Raw genomic sequence first — 16,421 nt, 5'->3', positions numbered from 1 at the left:
GCGGTTGCTCCAGGCTACATGCGGCGGTATCGAACGGTACGAGGAGAGCGGGCCTCCGGCGCGACGATCTCCGGCGACACGGCCAGCTTTACATCTGCACCCAAACGTTGCCGTCTTTCGAGCTTTTCACGGCCGCTTCGATGAATGCCATGCCGGTGTAGCCGTCGTCGATGTTGGCATATTTGCTGCCATCGCAGTCAAATGGTTTCCCATCGTTGTACAGCCGCACGTCGGCTTCGAAGCAGCGGTGCAGTCTCGCGAAGGCGTCGTGGAACGCTTCGGGGTGCCCTGCGGGGACGTTGGGTTCGGCCATCAGGTCTTCGGGCAAATCGCCCAAGAAGCCGTCGTTGGCTGAAACTGCTCCACGGAAATAGGTGCGATCGGGCTGTCCCGGCAGTTGGATTTTCACTTCCTCGGGGAACTCCTGACGCCATGACAGCGTGCCCTTGGTACCGTTGACTTCGATACCGAGATCATTCTTGTGGCCGATCGCGATTTGCGAAGCGCGGACGATACCTTTGCCACCGTTGGACAATTCAACGTAGCTGGTGAAGTGATCGTCGAGCATCCGGCCTTTCACGTAAGTTTCCAGGTGTGCTTGCACTCGGTCCACATTCAATCCGGTGACGTAGCGGAGCTGCATCAACGCGTGGGTGCCGATATCTCCGCCGCACAAGCTCGCGCCCGATTTCTTGGGGTCGACACGCCACTCGGCCTGCGCGTTGCCTGAGTCTTCGGTCCGTTCGGCCAACCACCCCTGCAGGTAGTACGAGTCGACCCAGCGCACGTCGCCGAGCAGACCACTGGTGACGATGAACCGTGAGAAGCGGCTCGTCCAGTGACCGAGATAGGTGTGCGAGACGGCGAAAGGCACCTGGGCTTCCTTGACCGCAGCGACGAGCTGTTTGGCTTCGTCCAAATTGATCGTCAGCGGTTTTTCGCAGAACACGGGAATGCCAGCTCGCACGCATTTGATCGCCGGATCAAAATGAACGTGGTTGGGCGTAACGATCAGCGCATAATCAATCCGCTCGCCGATCGGTTTGGCAGACTCCTGCTCAATCATTTCGTCGTAACTGTCGTAGCCCTTGATAGGGTAGTCCCAGGCAGCCGCTTCGGACTGGGCAATTTTGGCGTCGGGGTGGAGCGCCGCAACCGTCACCCGTCGGGTGCCATCGAAATGGATCGCACGTTGGTGAGGCTGGACGATAAAAGCACCGCCGCCGCCGCCAATCAAACCAACATTCAGGGGTCGCTTCGCCATCTTTTTTGCTCACTTCGCTCAGGTTGTTCGTTTCAATACCTCGAGCCCGGCGGCTCGATACAGGGCAGGAGTATAACGGCTGGGAAGTCACCGCACAGCCACAGCGTGACCGACCACGTCGCCCCACGGTCTCGTTTTATTTCACGGACCTGCCGTCAATTCCGGTCCTGCCGATGTTACAATGGCTGAGCGAAGGAACCGCCACTCGACCTCCCTCACCCGCACGTGTCTCTGAGAATCTCCATGAACCCTCTCCTGCCAACCCTCGACTGGAATTTCACCCTTGGTGCGGGGTTGGGCAATTTCAATACGCTTGTATTGATCGGTGCTCTGCTCGTCTTTGTCCTGATTCTATTAGTATTTTTCGTCTTCGCGAAATACTTTGGTCTTTGGATCCAGTCGGTGCTTACGAAGTCCAACATCGGTTTCTCCGACCTCATCGCGATGAGCTTTCGCAAAGTCAACAGTCGGGCGATTGTGAGGGCCAAAATCATGGCGACCCAAGCCGGGCTCGACGATCCTGAATTGACCGGCGGCGCCCTGGAGGCACACTACCTCGCCGGCGGGAATGTGCAGCAAGTGATCCGGGCGTTGATTGCCGCCAAAAAGGCCAAAACGATCTCGCTCACTTTTCGCGAAGCCACGGCGATCGACCTGGCAGGGCGGGATGTCCTCGAATCCGTGCAGACGAGCGTCTACCCCAAAGTCATCGATTGCCCTCCACGCGGTTCGGCAAAACCGTCGCTCGATTCAGTCGCGCGAGACGGTATCCAGTTGAAAGTCAAAGCGCGCGTGACCGTGCGTGCTAATTTGCAGCAGTTGATCGGCGGGGCGACCGAGGAAACGATTATCGCTCGGGTCGGTGAAGGGATCGTTAGCGCGATCGGCAGCGCTGCCAATCACAAAGCGGTCTTAGAAAACCCCGATGTCATCAGCAAAACGGTCTTGGCCAAAAAACTGGACTCCCAAACCGCGTTTGAAATCGTCTCCATTGACATCGCCGACATTGATGTTGGGGCTAATATCGGTGCTCGCCTGCAGGCCGATCAAGCCGAGGCGGATACCGCAGTCGCACGAGCCAACGCCGAAAGCAAGCGGGCCGAAGCCGTGGCCGAAGAGCAGGAAATGCAAGCCCGTATCGAGCAGAGTCGAGCTCAGGTCGTCGAAGCCGAAGCGGCAGTGCCCCATGCGATGGCCGAAGCATTCCGCAGCGGGAAACTCATGATCATGGACTACTACCGCATGCAAAATGTCATCGCTGATACCGAGATGCGCCGCTCGTTATCGGGACAGGGGAGCGAATCGGCCAGTATTAACGCTCACCAATAATCCCTCTCGGAAAGATTGCCACAATGTCGAAAGACCTTGAAGATTTCTTGCGTCAAGCTGCTGAAATGCGTCAACGCAAACAGGCTCAATGGCGGGCGGAGGCGGAGCAGCAGCGTGAGCAACAAACCCGCTCTCGCCCCAGCCCCTATTCCAATGCGAATCGGGAACGCGTCGTCGACACCGCCACTGGATATTACGACGACGATGAGGATGAAATCCTAGACGAACGCGACATCGAAATGATCGATGCGGTCCACGTTGATGAGGATCCAAATCAACGAAGCCACCATGCAACTGCTGGCGATCCTTCGTCGTCACCTGCGATGGCCGAGGCGAAGATCGGCGGTCTCAGCGACCGTCGACGACAATCGGGCCCCACCCCCGCAGATGCCCTCAAGGAAATGATTCGCAAGCCGGATGGACTGCGTCAAGCATTCCTCCTCCGTGAGGTTATCAACCGACCAAGGTTTTAAGGACGGTCAATCCAGGGATTCTCGGCCTTGCTCACCCGGACGTTGCTTTTCAGAAATTTGATAATTTTGGGAATCACGGTGGCCTCATCGTTGATGAGCGCCGGACCGCTCAAACTCGTTTTGGGCAGCAGCAATTCAAAGCCCGTAGCGGTGCCTTGATTGAAGCGTTTCTTTACCGTCTCAAGCCGACTGCCGACACGCTCGGCCTCGCTGCCCTGGGCACTGCTTTTCCCCGCCACGATCATCGTCGGCAGACCGATCAGATTCGGCTCGGCGATGGGGTTACTCATGGCGAGCCCATGCAGGTTTTTCTCCGGTGAAACATACACCAGGGCCTTCACATCCTGCCCCTGTTTCATCCGCCCAACGCTTGGGATTCCCCAATCTCGCGCCGCCCAGTAACCCGCCAGAATCGCCCCCTCCTCCACACCGATCATGCACAGCGCGTTCAGGTTCAAACGACCCGCGTTGTTTTCTCCTTTCAAAAACTGCTTCGCTTCCTCAATGTCATAGCGAATGATGGCATCGGCATCGCGTCGCCCCATCGTCGAGATATTGAAGTCGTGTTCTGCCCCGGACAGGTCGCGATAGGTTTTGCTGTTACCATGGCCGCGGTACTCCACCACGATCGCTGCGAATCCCTTTTTACGCAGCGCGTTGCATAATTTCAGATAGGGTGCTGCCTGTCCTTTCCACTCATGCACAATCATCACTGGAACGGCATCCTTTCCCTGATCCGAAGGAAAGTAATACACCGTGATATTGACCCCGTCTTTGGTGGCCAGCGTTTCGGAACGAGGCTCCAGGGCTGGGTCTTTTGGCTTTTGTGTCGCAGGTTTACCCGGTCGCTGTGCCCAGGCAGAGGGCGACGGACCAAACAGAGCCACGCAGGACAACATGCCTATCCCCCACACCAAGCAGCGTCCACGAAGTACAGATGCAAGATCAAAATGGCAGCGGTGGAACATGATCATCAATGGCAAGGTAAGGCGGAAAGAAGTCCAGCAAAGTCGTCCAAATATTGTCGCAACGAAACGCGAGAGGCTGTGGACATTTTAACCCAACCCGGGGCGGTTTGCAGGGAATTTGCCCGAGGACCTGCATTGCTCGGATAGCTGGGATTGCCAGCGAGAGCGGATTGGACGACGATCAATGCTTGTCGAATCAACCCCTCTGAAATAAGAGAACCAAACGATGACTCAGCGTGCAGTGCTCGCCGGCGGGTGTTTTTGGGGCATGCAAGACCTCATCCGCAAACTGCCAGGCGTGGAGCAAACTCGCGTCGGTTACTCCGGTGGCGACGTCCCCAACGCAACCTATCGGCAGCATGGCACCCATGCCGAGGCTATCGAAATCCTGTTCGATCCGGACGTCATCAGCTATCGCAAGCTACTGGAATTCTTCTTTCAGATCCATGATCCGTCGACTCCCAATCAGCAGGGTAATGATCGAGGAACCTCCTACCGATCGGCAATTTACTATGTCGACGAGGCTCAGCGCCAGGTCGCACTCGATACCATCGCCGACGTCAATGCCGCAGGAGTCTGGCCCGGCAAGGTTGTGACCGAAGTCGAGCCGGTGGGTGATTTTTGGGAAGCCGAACCCGAGCACCAAGACTACCTGGAACGTATCCCCCACGGCTACACCTGCCATTTCCCACGCGCTGACTGGGTCCTGCCGCGCCGCGACTAAACTGGCTCGCCCCGCCCGCATGGGCGCCCAACGCGTGAAAGATTCCGACTGAGCGGCGGTGATCGCATGCGCCATCACCCGCCGGAGATCTCTCGCAGCTGCCTATCTCGGCTGAGACGACACGTGTTTGCGTTTCAGCATCTTATTGCCATCGCACAAGGCGCCATCGCACGAGGCAATAAACAACCCTCACGCCAAGATCCTCGGCTGGGGATTCTGGCCGCTCACAAATCAATGCTCCGTGAAGATCAGCACTGAGTCCAAAGAGCTAACAGACACCCCCTCTTTCGGTTTGGTCCGGAATTTGCTTTTTCTGCGTTTGATACCTGTTCTCATGCAGAGACAGATTCCTCTGGAACACTTTTTCAATCAGAAACATTGTGTTTTGGCGGTTTCCATCTGCCAACTCAGATAGATCGACGGGGCTAGGGTGCAGATTGATTCACCAACATTGCATGCAAACTTTTGCACACGATACCGCAATTTGCAGATCCGCCCCTTCGATTGCAGCCAACATTCTCTGATCCCGCAATGCACCACCCTGTCGCTGGCTTTGTACTGCCCATTTTTTCTGCACAGCGTGTCGACCGCAGCCGAGAGTGCCAAGCCCGGCCGAAGTTCGCTGGGTCGGCAAAAGATGAATGGATACGAGGGTCTTTGACACTCAACGATATCCTTGCCCCAATACGATTTCTACCATGTCGACTGGGCCGCGACCCAGTCAGCACCTCCCAAGTACCCATCATGAAAATCGCACCGTTCACTCAATTCGTTATTCTATTGTTCATCCTGTGTCTGCCTGCGTGCGACAAAATGGAGCAACTCAAGGACCAGTATGTTGGTGGGCATTCTACTGGTGAAGGTGAGCACGCTGATGGCGAACACGGTACAGGCGAGGGCGAGCATGCCGAAGGCGGCGAAGAAGGTGAGATAGAGCACAAGATTGTCGTCACCAGTCCAGTGCTGGAAGACGTCGTGAGTACACAGGAGTATGTCTGCCAAGTCCATGCGTGGCGGCACATTGAGGTGTGCGCCCTCGAGGGTGGGTATCTCGAATCAATTGACGTCAAAGAGGGACAGCTAGTTCAGAAGGGTGATCGCATGTTTAAGATCCTCCCCATTCTATATGAAGCCAAGCTTGCCGCAGACAAGGCGCACGCAGAGTTGATGCGAATCAAACGCGACAACACCAAGCGGCTGTTTGAGAAAAATATTGTTGCCAAGCCCGAAGTAGATTTGGCGAATGCAGAGTTAGCGACAGCTGAGGCTGAGGTGATGCTGGCCCAGGCTGAGATGGATTTTGCGGACATCAAGGCACCGTTTAACGGCATCGTTGATCGGCAACTCTTTCAGCCCGGCAGTCTGATTGATGATGGCGATGTGCTGACGACGCTCTCGGACAACAGTTTGTTATGGGTGTACTTCAACGTGCCCGAGCGAAACTATCTCGCCTACCAAGCCGACGCGGAAAAAGACCAACTGAAGGTGAATCTCCGGCTCGCCAATGGTGAGATGTATCCTCGTGAAGGCAAGATCGGTGCGATTGAAGCGGACTTTAATAACGAAACGGGGAACATCTCCTTTCGAGCAGACTTTGAAAGTCCCGACCGAGTCCTCCGGCATGGTCAGACCGGCACCATTATTCTCAGTCGTGTCGTTGACGACGCGGTTGTGATTCCGCAGCGAGCGACCTATGAAATCCTCGCTAAGAAGTACGCGTTCGTCGTTGATGAGGACAATGTTGTCCACCAACGAGACATCACGATCGCAAGCGAGAAGGATGACATCTACTTGATCAAGGATGGTCTCGACATCAATGACAAAATCATTTTTGAGGGTATCCGGCAGGTCCGTGACGGCGAAAAGATTGAGTACGAGTATGAAGCTCCCGAAGACGTGATGAAGCACTTGAAGTATCACGCGGAATAGTCGCTGCTGCCGTACTGGTCTCGCGCTCGAGACCAGCTGAATTCCTGTTTCCTGATCGCCGAGTGACACCGGCTACCACGCCACCATTACATCATGTTTGCACGCATACTCCACAGGCCAGCCCTGGCCATCGTTATCTCACTGGTCATTCTGTTTCTCGGTGGACTGGCAATTGTAACGCTGCCCATTTCACAGTTTCCTTCTGTCGCGCCGCCGAGCGTTATTGTCTCGGTGTCATATCCCGGTGCGAGTGCCAAGATCCTCGTCAACTCCACGCTCGTGATCATGGAGCGAGCGATTAACGGTGTCCAGGACATGCGTTATATGAGTTCCGCCGCGACGAGTGCGGGGGAAGCAACAATCCAGATTATTTTCGAACCCGGCACTGACCCCAACGTGGCGGTGCTGAACGTTAACAATCGGATTCAGATGATCCGCAACCAACTCCCGCCGATTGTCGAGCGAGAGGGCATCATCGTCATGCAGAACATGACCAGCATGCTGATGTACGTGAACATTTTCAGTTCAGATAAAAACGTCGATCAGAATTTTCTTTACAACTACACCTCGAGCAACATTCTACCGGAGGTGTATCGAACTCCTGGTATCGGAAGTGCGAAAATCCTGGGCAACCGCGCCTACGCCATGCGGGTCGAACTCGATCTGGAGCGCATGCGTGCCTATAAAATCTCGACTGAAGAAATCATGGAGGCGATTAAAGAGCAAAGTATGATTGGCTCGCCAGGACGCTTGGGCCAGGCGACAGGAACTACGTCACAAACGGTAGAGTATGTGCTGACATGGATCGGTCGCTATAACAAACCGGAGCAGTACGCAGACATCATCTTGAGGTCTAACCCTAACGGCGAAATCTTGCGGATCCGAGACGTCGCTGAGGTCTCGTTAGGGTCATCTTTTTATGATCTTTATTCGGACCTAGATGGCCTCCCTTCCGCGGCGATCGTGCTCAAACAGACCCCCGGATCGAATGCCACCGAGATCATTGAAAAGGTCAAAGAGAAGCTCGAGGAGATGAAGGAGTCATTTCCACCGGGCATGGATTACGCCGTCACGTATGACGTTTCTCGATTTCTTGACGCGTCGATCGAAAAAGTGCTGCATACCTTATTCGAGGCATTCATCCTCGTTTCCCTGGTCGTCTATCTGTTTCTTGGAGACTTCCGCAGCACTCTGATCCCAACCCTGGCGGTTCCGGTCTCGCTGATCGGAACGTTCTTCTTCATGCTGATGTTCGGGATGTCGATCAACCTGATCACGCTCTTTGCGCTGGTGCTAGCGATCGGGGTGGTGGTTGATGACGCCATCGTAGTCGTCGAAGCAGTGCACGAAAAAATGGCGTCGAAGCATCTCTCGCCCTACGCGGCGACGCGGGAGGTCATGCACGAAATCAGCGGAGCCATCATCGCCATCACAATGACGATGACTGCCGTGTTCATCCCCGTGACATTCATGCCCGGACCCGTCGGTGTGTTCTACCGCCAGTTCGGTCTAACGATGGCGATGTCGATCGTGCTGTCGGGTGTGGTCGCTCTTACGCTAACACCGGTTCTGTGTGCGATGATCCTGAAACCGCACGTTCACGGCCATCGAGAACAGCATGGTCTGGTGGGATTCACCAACCGCTCGATCAAGCGAATGTTCGGCAGTGGGGCCAACATCGTCCGGGCGATGCTGGCAGTATTGTTTGGCGCGGCCGCGGGCGTCGGACTTTACTATCTGTTGCAAGTCGAGCTCGTGCATGAACTCGCCGCCGAGCAAGTTGAAATGAACCAGACGAAGGAGATGGTGATCTCGGCGATCTTTGGCGTGCTGGTCGCCTTCACGATGCGATCGGTATTATCAGGCAGCGAGCCGGGTGAAGTTAAGAAACGTGGTCCCCTCGGTATTTTCCTGCACGCGTTCGATCGTGGTGTGGAAGCGGTGACAGGAGGCTACGCAGCAATTCTGCGGCGAATCGTGACCCGGCGACTGGTAACGATGATTCTCATCGGCGCCTTCGCTTACGGCATTGTCTTTGTCAATACAGTGTTGCCTAGCGGATTTATTCCTCTTGAAGACCAAGGCATGATTTATGGCATTATTCAGACGCCACCTGGCTCAACACTGGAATACACCAACTCCAAAGCGTCCGAACTGGCAAAAATCTGTAAAACCATTCCTGAGGTGACATCGGTCTCATCACTGGCCGGCTATGAGGTGCTCACCGAAGGCCGAGGATCCAATGCAGGGACCTGCATTATTAACCTGGAGAATTGGTCTGATCGCGAACGAACGTCCAAAGAAATCATTGAGGAGCTCGAGGAAAAGGGCGCGGATATCTCCAACGTGAAACTGGAGTTTTTTGAGCCGCCCGCAGTTCCTGGTTTTGGTGCGGCCGGTGGATTCTCACTGTGCTTGCTCGACAAGACAAACAGTGATGACTACGAGCGTTTCGGCGAAATTACCGATGATTTCATGGCGGCCTTGGCAAAACGCAAAGAGATGAAAGGGCTATTCACTTTCTTCGCGAGTAACTACCCCCAATACGAAATCAAGATCGACAACGATAAAGCGATGCAGAAAGGTGTATCCATTGGTGATGCCTTGGATAATCTCTCGATTGTCGTCGGCAGTACTTGGGAGCAGGGCTTTGTTCGCTTCAACCAGTTCTACAAGGTCTACGTGCAGGCCCTGCCGAGATTCCGAAGGTATCCAGAGGATTTAGACAACCTATTTGTAATCAACGACAAAGGCGATAACGTTCCCTACTCGGCATTCATGAAAGTCGAGAAAATGCAGGGTCTCAATGAGATCAATCGATACAATCTTTACTTGACCGCAATGATCCAAGGTGCACCTGCGAATGGGTACAGTACCGGACAAGCGATTGAAGCAATTAAGAAAGTTGCCGAAGAAACACTACCAAACGGATATGGCATCGGCTGGCAAGGCTTGTCGTATGACGAGGCTCGGAAGGGCAACACCGCAATCTATATCTTCTTGATCGTGGTTGTCTTTGTATACCTCGTGCTGGTTGGGCAGTATGAAAGTTTTCTACTGCCCTTGGCCGTGATCACCTCCCTCCCGGTGGGTCTATTTGGCTCATTCCTGCTCCTCAAAGCCATGGGATTGGCCAACGATGTTTACTGCCAGATCGGCCTGGTCATGCTGGTAGGTTTGTTGGGCAAGAATGCTATTCTAATCATCGAATTTGCGGTCCAACGCCGCCAAGAAGGTTTGTCGCTGATCGAGGCAGGTATCGAGGGTGGCCGTTTGCGTTTCAGGCCGATTCTGATGACTTCGTTCGCATTCATCGCAGGATTGATTCCCTTGGTCCGAGCCACTGGACCGGGCGCAATCGGCAACCGCACGATCGGCACCACCGCTGTAGGCGGCATGCTTTTAGGGACGGTAATTGGCGTCTTCCTCATTCCTGGCCTCTACTACATCTTTGCAAAGATGGCCGACGGGAAGACGCTACTTCGCGATGAACATGACGGGCCGTTAAGCGAGATCTTCGAACATGAGCCCCATGTGGCTAGCGAGCGCCCGCAAGATTGATTCAGCTGGCGGTAACCATCTGCTTGCAGAAACGCGACTCATCGGATTGCTCGATCGGTCGCGTGCTACGCAGAATAACCCCTGCATTTTACCCGAAAGGACTTGCAGGCCGGACCGCTACCAGCTCCCCGTAAAATGAGTTCTGAGCACGAGAACATTGCGTTTTCGGCTCACCAGTTGTGACGGTTATAAGGTTTTAGACAGGTCAATTCCTCGTAAATTGCCCCTATGTCAAGCACGACTGATAAAGACCGATCATCACCGCTGTCGATACTAAAAACCAGTCTCGATCGCATATTTCATGCTGCCAGCCTCTGCGGGTACGACTTCATGGAGCGACCAGATCGGATCCATCGGTTCAGGTACGGAAACCTATCATCGCATTCGATGATCCGATGAGTTGCGAGTTAAATTTCGCCGGGCTGCGGCCGGGCAACCAGGAACAGTTGTTTCTGGACGAAGACGCTAAGGAGTACAAGGATGAACCCTTTCATGAAGTTTACATTTGCGAAGCACAAGCGTATCGCAATCACTGCTGCGATTGCGTCAAGCTCTCTCGTGGTCTTGCCATCCTGCAACATTCCATGCCTTCGCGGCCCGCAACCCCAAGCGATGCTGCCACAAGCCTACCCGGCAGGTAACAACGGCGTGGTCAGCGAGCAGGATGACGATGGTGAAATACAAGACGTGCCGATCAACCCTGCTGACCAGACTCTACAGCCGGTCAGCATGACAAGCAAATCGGACGCGCTGTCGGCCTCCGATGCGAGCGTCGATGGGTCTGTCACCTTTGCTAGTTTTTTAAAGAATAGCGGGGAACTCGATATCAAAGATGATGGGACAGCGGCGGAGCTCAGCACAGATGCGATGCCGGACGTCCCCGACGACAGCTACCTGAGCACGCGTAAAAGCGAAATGGTTTCAGTGGATATCGCTGAACCGATAAGCCCCATTGATGGAATCATCAACCTGAACACCGCGAGCAGTGGCGGCGCGACCGGCAGTGATGTTACCGCGGCAGTCGTCGCCATCGACAATGCCTCTGAATTAAACCCAGATGCCTACGACGAGACGGTCTACCCAAATACGGTGCCGCTCGACGTAGATGGCACGACACCCGAGCTTGAGTTTGACTCCGTGAGCATGGACTTCGGTCCTGCAATACCTCAGAATTCAGCGTTGTTCGGCTGGCACGACTTTTTCGGGGACCCCAACCTCTCCGCATTGATCGCCCAGGCGATGACAGGCAACCAGGAGCTTAAAATTCTGGCGGAGAACATTCAGATTGCCAATAACCGGGTGCTAGCTCGCAGCGGTGCGTATCGTCCGTTTCTGTCATTCGGGGCGGGGGCTGGCGTTGAAAAGCCCAGCCTGTTCACGCCACTTGGCGCAGCCGAGGAGCAACTTCAACCGCTCCCAGGCGTCAATTTCCCCGACCCACTACCCAACTTCCTAATGGCCGCCAATCTTTCTTGGCAGATCGACATCTGGAATCAGCTACATAATGCCCAGTATGCCGCGTGCCTCCGCTATCTCGGCACACGAGATGGGTGGAACTACGTGGTCACTCGGATGGTTTCGGAGGTCGCCGAAAACTACTACGAGCTGATGGCACTCGACAACCAGATGGAAACCCTTGATGCAACGATTGCTCTCCAAGAAAAGAGCTTGGAGACGTCCAAGAGCATGATGGCTCAAGCGCGTGGAAACCAATTGGCTGTCCAACGTTTTCAAGCGGAAGTTCGCAAGAACCAAAGCAAGAAGCTGATCATTCAACAGCAGATAGTCGAAGCTGAAAACCGTATTAACTTTCTACTGGGGCGTTATCCTCAACCAGTCCAGCGCTCATCGGTCAAATACATTGATTTGAATCTGCAGGCGCTGAACGTGGGCGTCCCCTCCGATCTCCTCAGGAACCGATCTGATATTCGTCAAGCCGAGCGTGAACTGCGAGCCGCTGGGTTGGACATCAAGGTCGCCCGGGCGAACTTCTACCCCGCACTGACACTCACAGGGGGCGTTGGTTTCGAAGCCTTCAATCCGAGGTACATGTTCTGGACGCCCGAAGCATTGATTTACAATCTCGCCGGCGGTCTCGTTGCCCCCTTGGTCAACAAGCGAGCGATTCAGGCTGAATACAAGACAGCCAACGCGCGGCAACTGCAGGCCGTCTACGAATACCAACGGACGATTCTGCAGGCCTTCACCGAAGTCACCAACTCGATGACGAAGGTAGAAAACTATCGCAAGAGTATTGAGGATAAAAAGCTACAGCTAGAAGCGTTGATCGCATCGATCGATAGTGCCACAGCACTCTTCCAGAACGCCCGCGGCGAATATTTGGACGTGTTGTTGGCGCAGCGTGATATGAACGAAGCGAAAATGGTTTTGATCGAGACCAAACAACAACAACTGACGGCTGCCGTCGACGCTTACCAAGCCCTCGGCGGAGGTGGCGTGCTGGCTGGCTATCAGTGAGTGCTATCTTCCTTCGGCATCTCCACACGAGGTTTGAGGAAGGCCGTAGGCTGAAGTCTTGTCGGGGAGGTGCCGATCGCTCAGAGCGACCGTCAATCGCTGGGCAACCGAGACCGCGTCCTCCCCGAGAAACTCGCGAAAGTCACATTCCTCGCCCTCCCAAGAATCGCTTGGGAGGGTGACGTAAGAACGGCATCGTCACGCTCGATGTCGACTCAGACAGGCCAATCCGATTGGCTACGATTGGTTGCTCAGGGCATAGCGATGCTGCAGGGACTCCACGTCCATCTCCCGCTCCCGGACGGCCCACATGGCGCGGACGGCCGCTTCGGCGGCTGCCAAGGTGGTGATGCAAGGGACACCATGCTGAACACCGGCGGCTCGAATCTTACCCTCGTCAGTGCGTGCACCTTTGCCGCTGGGCGTGTTGAGGATCAATTGCACATCATCGTTTTTGAGATAATCGATGAGGTTGGGGTGACCTTCGGCGATCTTTTTAACCTGCGTGACCGCGATACCCGCTTCGGTGAGTCGCTGAGCGGTGCCCTCGGTCGCGAGCAATTCAAAGCCGAGTTCGGTCAGCGACTTGCCCAGCGCAACGACGTCATCTTTGTGCCGTGCTGATAAGGAGAGAAAGATTTTGCCGGATTCCGGCAGGACGGTGCCCGCTGCAAGCTGGCTCTTGGCGAACGCCATTGAGAATACTTCGCTGATCCCCATGACCTCGCCGGTGCTCCGCATCTCCGGACCGAGCACAATATCGACGCCGGCGAATTTCCGGAACGGAAACACGCTCTCTTTGATCGATACGTGTCGGGGAATCGGTTCCGTCGTGATGCCCAGTTCGGCGAGTGTTTTGCCTGCCATAACCTTAGTGGCAATGCCGGCCACAGGAATCCCAGTAGCTTTGGCCACGAAGGGCACCGTTCGGCTAGCCCGCGGATTCACCTCGAGAATGTATACCTGCGGACCATCAGCCTCAATCTTGACCGCAAACTGAATGTTCATCAGCCCCACGACATTCAATCTCGCGGCCAGCTTTCGTGTGGCGTCACGGATATCAGCGAGTATCGGCTGGGTCAGGCTAAACGAGGGGATGCAACACGCCGAATCACCGGAGTGAACCCCGGCCTCTTCGATGTGCTCCATAATTCCCATGATGACACAGTCGGTGCCGTCACTGATCGCATCGACGTCCACTTCGGTGGCATCTTCGAGGAAACGATCGATGAGGACTGGTTGGCCATCGGCGACAATGAACGCTTCCGCAACGTACCGTTCGAATTGAGCACGGTCATAACATATTTCCATGGCCCGCCCACCGAGCACGAAACTGGGCCGAACCAGCGCTGGATAACCGATCCGCTTGGCTTCGACGCGGGCCTCCTCCATGTTGCGGGCAATGCCGGACGGAGGCTGCCGCAGGCCGAGTTCATTGATGAGACTTTGAAATAACTCGCGATCTTCGGCGGTGTCGATTGTATCCACGCTGGTCCCAATGATCGGGATGCCCGACTGCTGGAGACCGCGAGCAAGATTCAGCGGCGTTTGCCCCCCGAACTGCACGATCACACCATCAGGTTGCACTTCGTCACAGATGTTAAGCACGTCTTCGATCGTGAGCGGTTCAAAAAACAGCATGTCGGACGTGTCGTAGTCGGTCGAGACCGTTTCAGGGTTGCTGTTGACCATGATCGACTCGATACCGAGTTCCTGCAGCGCGAAGGAAGCATGGCAGCAGCAGTAATCAAATTCGATGCCCTGGCCGATGCGGTTGGGACCTCCACCGAGAATCATGATGCGTTTTTTATCAGTCTTCGGTGGGACCTCCGACTCGGACTCGTAGGTGCTGTAGAAGTACGGAGTGAAGGCTTCAAACTCGGCCGCACACGTATCGACACTCTTGAAGACCGGTCGGATGTCATGAGCGAGTCGGTGGCTGCGAACCTTCAGTTCCGTCGTTCCGGTCATCGCTGCGATGTGCCGGTCAGAAAAGCCTCGACGCTTCATGTCCCGCAACTGCTCGGCATCCAGCTTGTCGAGCGAACCGAGCGTGGTGACTTCGTTCTCGATCTCGATCAAGTGCATCAAGTGTTCGAGGAACCACTCGTCGATATGTGTGAGAGCATGGATATCGGCAACACTCATGCCGGATTTCATGGCATAGCGGATGTAGAAAACCCGCTCACTACCGGGAGTGCTGAGCTTCGCACGGATTTCGTCGCGATCAGGTTGCTCGTCGGTGCCCCACTTATCTTTAGGGTCACTGCCGAAACCAAACGCCCCGACCTCGAGTCCGCGGAGAGCCTTCTGGAATGATTCTTGGAAGGTCCGGCCGATGGCCATCGTCTCGCCGACGCTCTTCATCTGCGTCGTCAACGTTGCGTCAGCTTCTGGGAATTTCTCAAACGCGAAACGCGGGATCTTCGTAACGACGTAGTCGATGGTGGGTTCGAAGCAGGCCTTCGTTTTTTGCGTGATGTCGTTGGGCAATTCCCACAACCGATACCCAATGGCCAGTTTGGCCGCAATTTTGGCAATTGGAAAACCGGTCGCCTTGCTAGCCAGGGCACTGCTGCGACTGACCCGAGGATTCATCTCGATCACGATCATCCGCCCGGTGTCAGGCTCGATCGCAAATTGGATATTGCTACCGCCAGTTTCCACGCCGATCTCTCGGATCACCGCCAACGACGCATCACGCATCCGCTGATACTCTTTGTCCGAAAGCGTCTGGGCGGGGGCGACGGTGATGGAGTCGCCCGTATGCACGCCCATGGCGTCAAAGTTCTCGATGCTGCAGATCACGACGACGTTATCGTCGCAGTCTCGCATGACCTCCATCTCGTATTCTTTCCAGCCGATGATCGATTCTTCGATCAGAACTTCAGTGACCGGTGATTGGTCGAGTCCGTTCTGCACGAGGGCGTCGAAGTCGTCCTTGTTATAGGCGATTGCCGATCCTGAACCGCCCATCGTGAACGAGGGTCGAACGATGGCGGGCAGGCCGACCTCGGCGAGCGCGGCGCGGGCCTCGGCGAGCGTACTGACGGTAAAACCTTTACAGACATCGAGACCAATTTTCTCCATGGCCTCTTTGAACTGGTCGCGTTCCTCGGCTTTCGCGATCACCTTGGCGTTGGCGGCGATCATTTCAACGCCGTATTTTTCAAGGACCCCATTGGCATCGAGGTCCATCGCGATGTTCAGCGCCGTTTGCCCACCGAGTGTCGGCAGCAACGCATCGGGGCGTTCCTTCGCGATGACTTTTTCGACCATCTGCCACGTCAGCGGCTCGATGTAGGTCGCATCGGCAGTCGCGGGGTCAGTCATGATCGTCGCCGGATTGCTATTGACCAAAACGACTTCGTAGCCCTCCTCACGGAGTGCCTTGCAGGCCTGCGTGCCCGAGTAGTCAAATTCGCAGGCTTGGCCGATCACAATCGGCCCACTGCCGATAAGAAGAATTTTTTTGAGGTCGTCGCGGCGCGGCACAGTCGTGGATTCCAGAAAGCGAGTCGAGGAGTTGACCAAATCTTGCGGAGGATAGCACGTTTTGCCCTGGGCGTAGAGGACGGTGCCTGCCGCGTTTTGTCGCGGAAGCCTGATTTCCTCGATTTGGGTGGTGTTCAGCGTGGGTTGCTTGGCGACAATGGGGCGTCGTTTCACCTCGCTGCTGCCCTCGACTCTGAAAT

General features: G+C 55.3%; 9 protein-coding genes. 6 read left to right on the top strand and 3 right to left on the bottom strand.

Annotation, left to right across the window (positions count from 1 at the left end; all coding sequences use genetic code 11):
* Positions 1 to 88: 88 nt before the first annotated feature.
* Complete coding sequence (locus tag Poly21_RS22715; RefSeq protein ID WP_146409305.1) at positions 89 to 1,264, bottom strand: Gfo/Idh/MocA family protein; 1,176 nt, start codon at positions 1,262 to 1,264, stop codon at positions 89 to 91.
* A gap of 243 nt (positions 1,265 to 1,507) precedes the next feature.
* On the opposite strand from Poly21_RS22715, the gene floA reads away from it, so the two are divergent.
* On the top strand, positions 1,508 to 2,593 hold the full coding sequence (gene floA / locus Poly21_RS22710; RefSeq protein WP_302120238.1) for a flotillin-like protein FloA: 1,086 nt from the start codon (positions 1,508 to 1,510) through the stop codon (positions 2,591 to 2,593).
* A gap of 23 nt (positions 2,594 to 2,616) precedes the next feature.
* Positions 2,617 to 3,066, top strand: coding sequence for a hypothetical protein (locus tag Poly21_RS22705; protein ID WP_146409304.1), 450 nt, complete (start codon positions 2,617 to 2,619; stop codon positions 3,064 to 3,066).
* Here the strand turns inward: Poly21_RS22705 and Poly21_RS22700 are convergent.
* Complete coding sequence (locus Poly21_RS22700) at positions 3,063 to 4,040, bottom strand: alpha/beta hydrolase (protein ID WP_302120237.1); 978 nt, start codon at positions 4,038 to 4,040, stop codon at positions 3,063 to 3,065. The genes Poly21_RS22705 and Poly21_RS22700 overlap by 4 nt on opposite strands.
* Before the next feature lie 220 nt (positions 4,041 to 4,260).
* Here Poly21_RS22700 and msrA point away from each other — a divergent pair, with 220 nt between their 5' ends.
* The 4 genes from msrA (at position 4,261) to Poly21_RS22680 (ending at position 12,726) form a co-directional block, all read left to right on the top strand.
* A complete protein-coding gene (gene msrA / locus Poly21_RS22695; RefSeq protein ID WP_146409303.1) occupies positions 4,261 to 4,758 on the top strand; it encodes a peptide-methionine (S)-S-oxide reductase MsrA in 498 nt (165 codons plus the stop codon).
* A 744-nt stretch (positions 4,759 to 5,502) separates the two neighbouring features.
* Positions 5,503 to 6,687, top strand: coding sequence for an efflux RND transporter periplasmic adaptor subunit (locus tag Poly21_RS22690; RefSeq protein ID WP_146409302.1), 1,185 nt, complete (start codon positions 5,503 to 5,505; stop codon positions 6,685 to 6,687).
* A 93-nt stretch (positions 6,688 to 6,780) separates the two neighbouring features.
* Positions 6,781 to 10,248 (top strand): efflux RND transporter permease subunit, encoded by a 3,468-nt coding sequence (locus Poly21_RS22685; RefSeq protein ID WP_146409301.1) that lies wholly within the window; start codon positions 6,781 to 6,783, stop codon positions 10,246 to 10,248.
* Positions 10,249 to 10,740: 492 nt separating this feature from the next.
* Positions 10,741 to 12,726 carry a TolC family protein gene (locus Poly21_RS22680; protein ID WP_302120234.1) on the top strand — a complete coding sequence of 662 codons (1,986 nt, stop codon included), beginning with the start codon at positions 10,741 to 10,743 and terminating at the stop codon, positions 12,724 to 12,726.
* Between the two features lie 237 nt (positions 12,727 to 12,963).
* On the opposite strand, the gene carB is transcribed toward Poly21_RS22680, so the two are convergent.
* Positions 12,964 to 16,221 (bottom strand): carbamoyl-phosphate synthase large subunit, encoded by a 3,258-nt coding sequence (gene carB / locus Poly21_RS22675; RefSeq protein WP_146409516.1) that lies wholly within the window; start codon positions 16,219 to 16,221, stop codon positions 12,964 to 12,966.
* Between the last annotated feature and the right edge of the window lie 200 nt (positions 16,222 to 16,421).

The sequence above is a fragment of the Allorhodopirellula heiligendammensis genome (genome assembly GCF_007860105.1).
In the GTDB taxonomy this organism is placed as follows: Bacteria; Planctomycetota; Planctomycetia; order Pirellulales; family Pirellulaceae; genus Rhodopirellula; species Rhodopirellula heiligendammensis.
Note: the sequence above shows the minus strand (reverse complement) of the source record. Positions and strands in the feature narration are given on the sequence as shown.

Coding starts and splice junctions, on each gene's coding strand:
- Poly21_RS22715 (WP_146409305.1), bottom strand. CDS start 1,264: ATGGCGAAGCGACCCCTGAATGTTGGTTTGATTGGCGGCGGCGGCGGT.
- floA (WP_302120238.1), top strand. CDS start 1,508: ATGAACCCTCTCCTGCCAACCCTCGACTGGAATTTCACCCTTGGTGCG.
- Poly21_RS22705 (WP_146409304.1), top strand. CDS start 2,617: ATGTCGAAAGACCTTGAAGATTTCTTGCGTCAAGCTGCTGAAATGCGT.
- Poly21_RS22700 (WP_302120237.1), bottom strand. CDS start 4,040: ATGATCATGTTCCACCGCTGCCATTTTGATCTTGCATCTGTACTTCGT.
- msrA (WP_146409303.1), top strand. CDS start 4,261: ATGACTCAGCGTGCAGTGCTCGCCGGCGGGTGTTTTTGGGGCATGCAA.
- Poly21_RS22690 (WP_146409302.1), top strand. CDS start 5,503: ATGAAAATCGCACCGTTCACTCAATTCGTTATTCTATTGTTCATCCTG.
- Poly21_RS22685 (WP_146409301.1), top strand. CDS start 6,781: ATGTTTGCACGCATACTCCACAGGCCAGCCCTGGCCATCGTTATCTCA.
- Poly21_RS22680 (WP_302120234.1), top strand. CDS start 10,741: ATGAAGTTTACATTTGCGAAGCACAAGCGTATCGCAATCACTGCTGCG.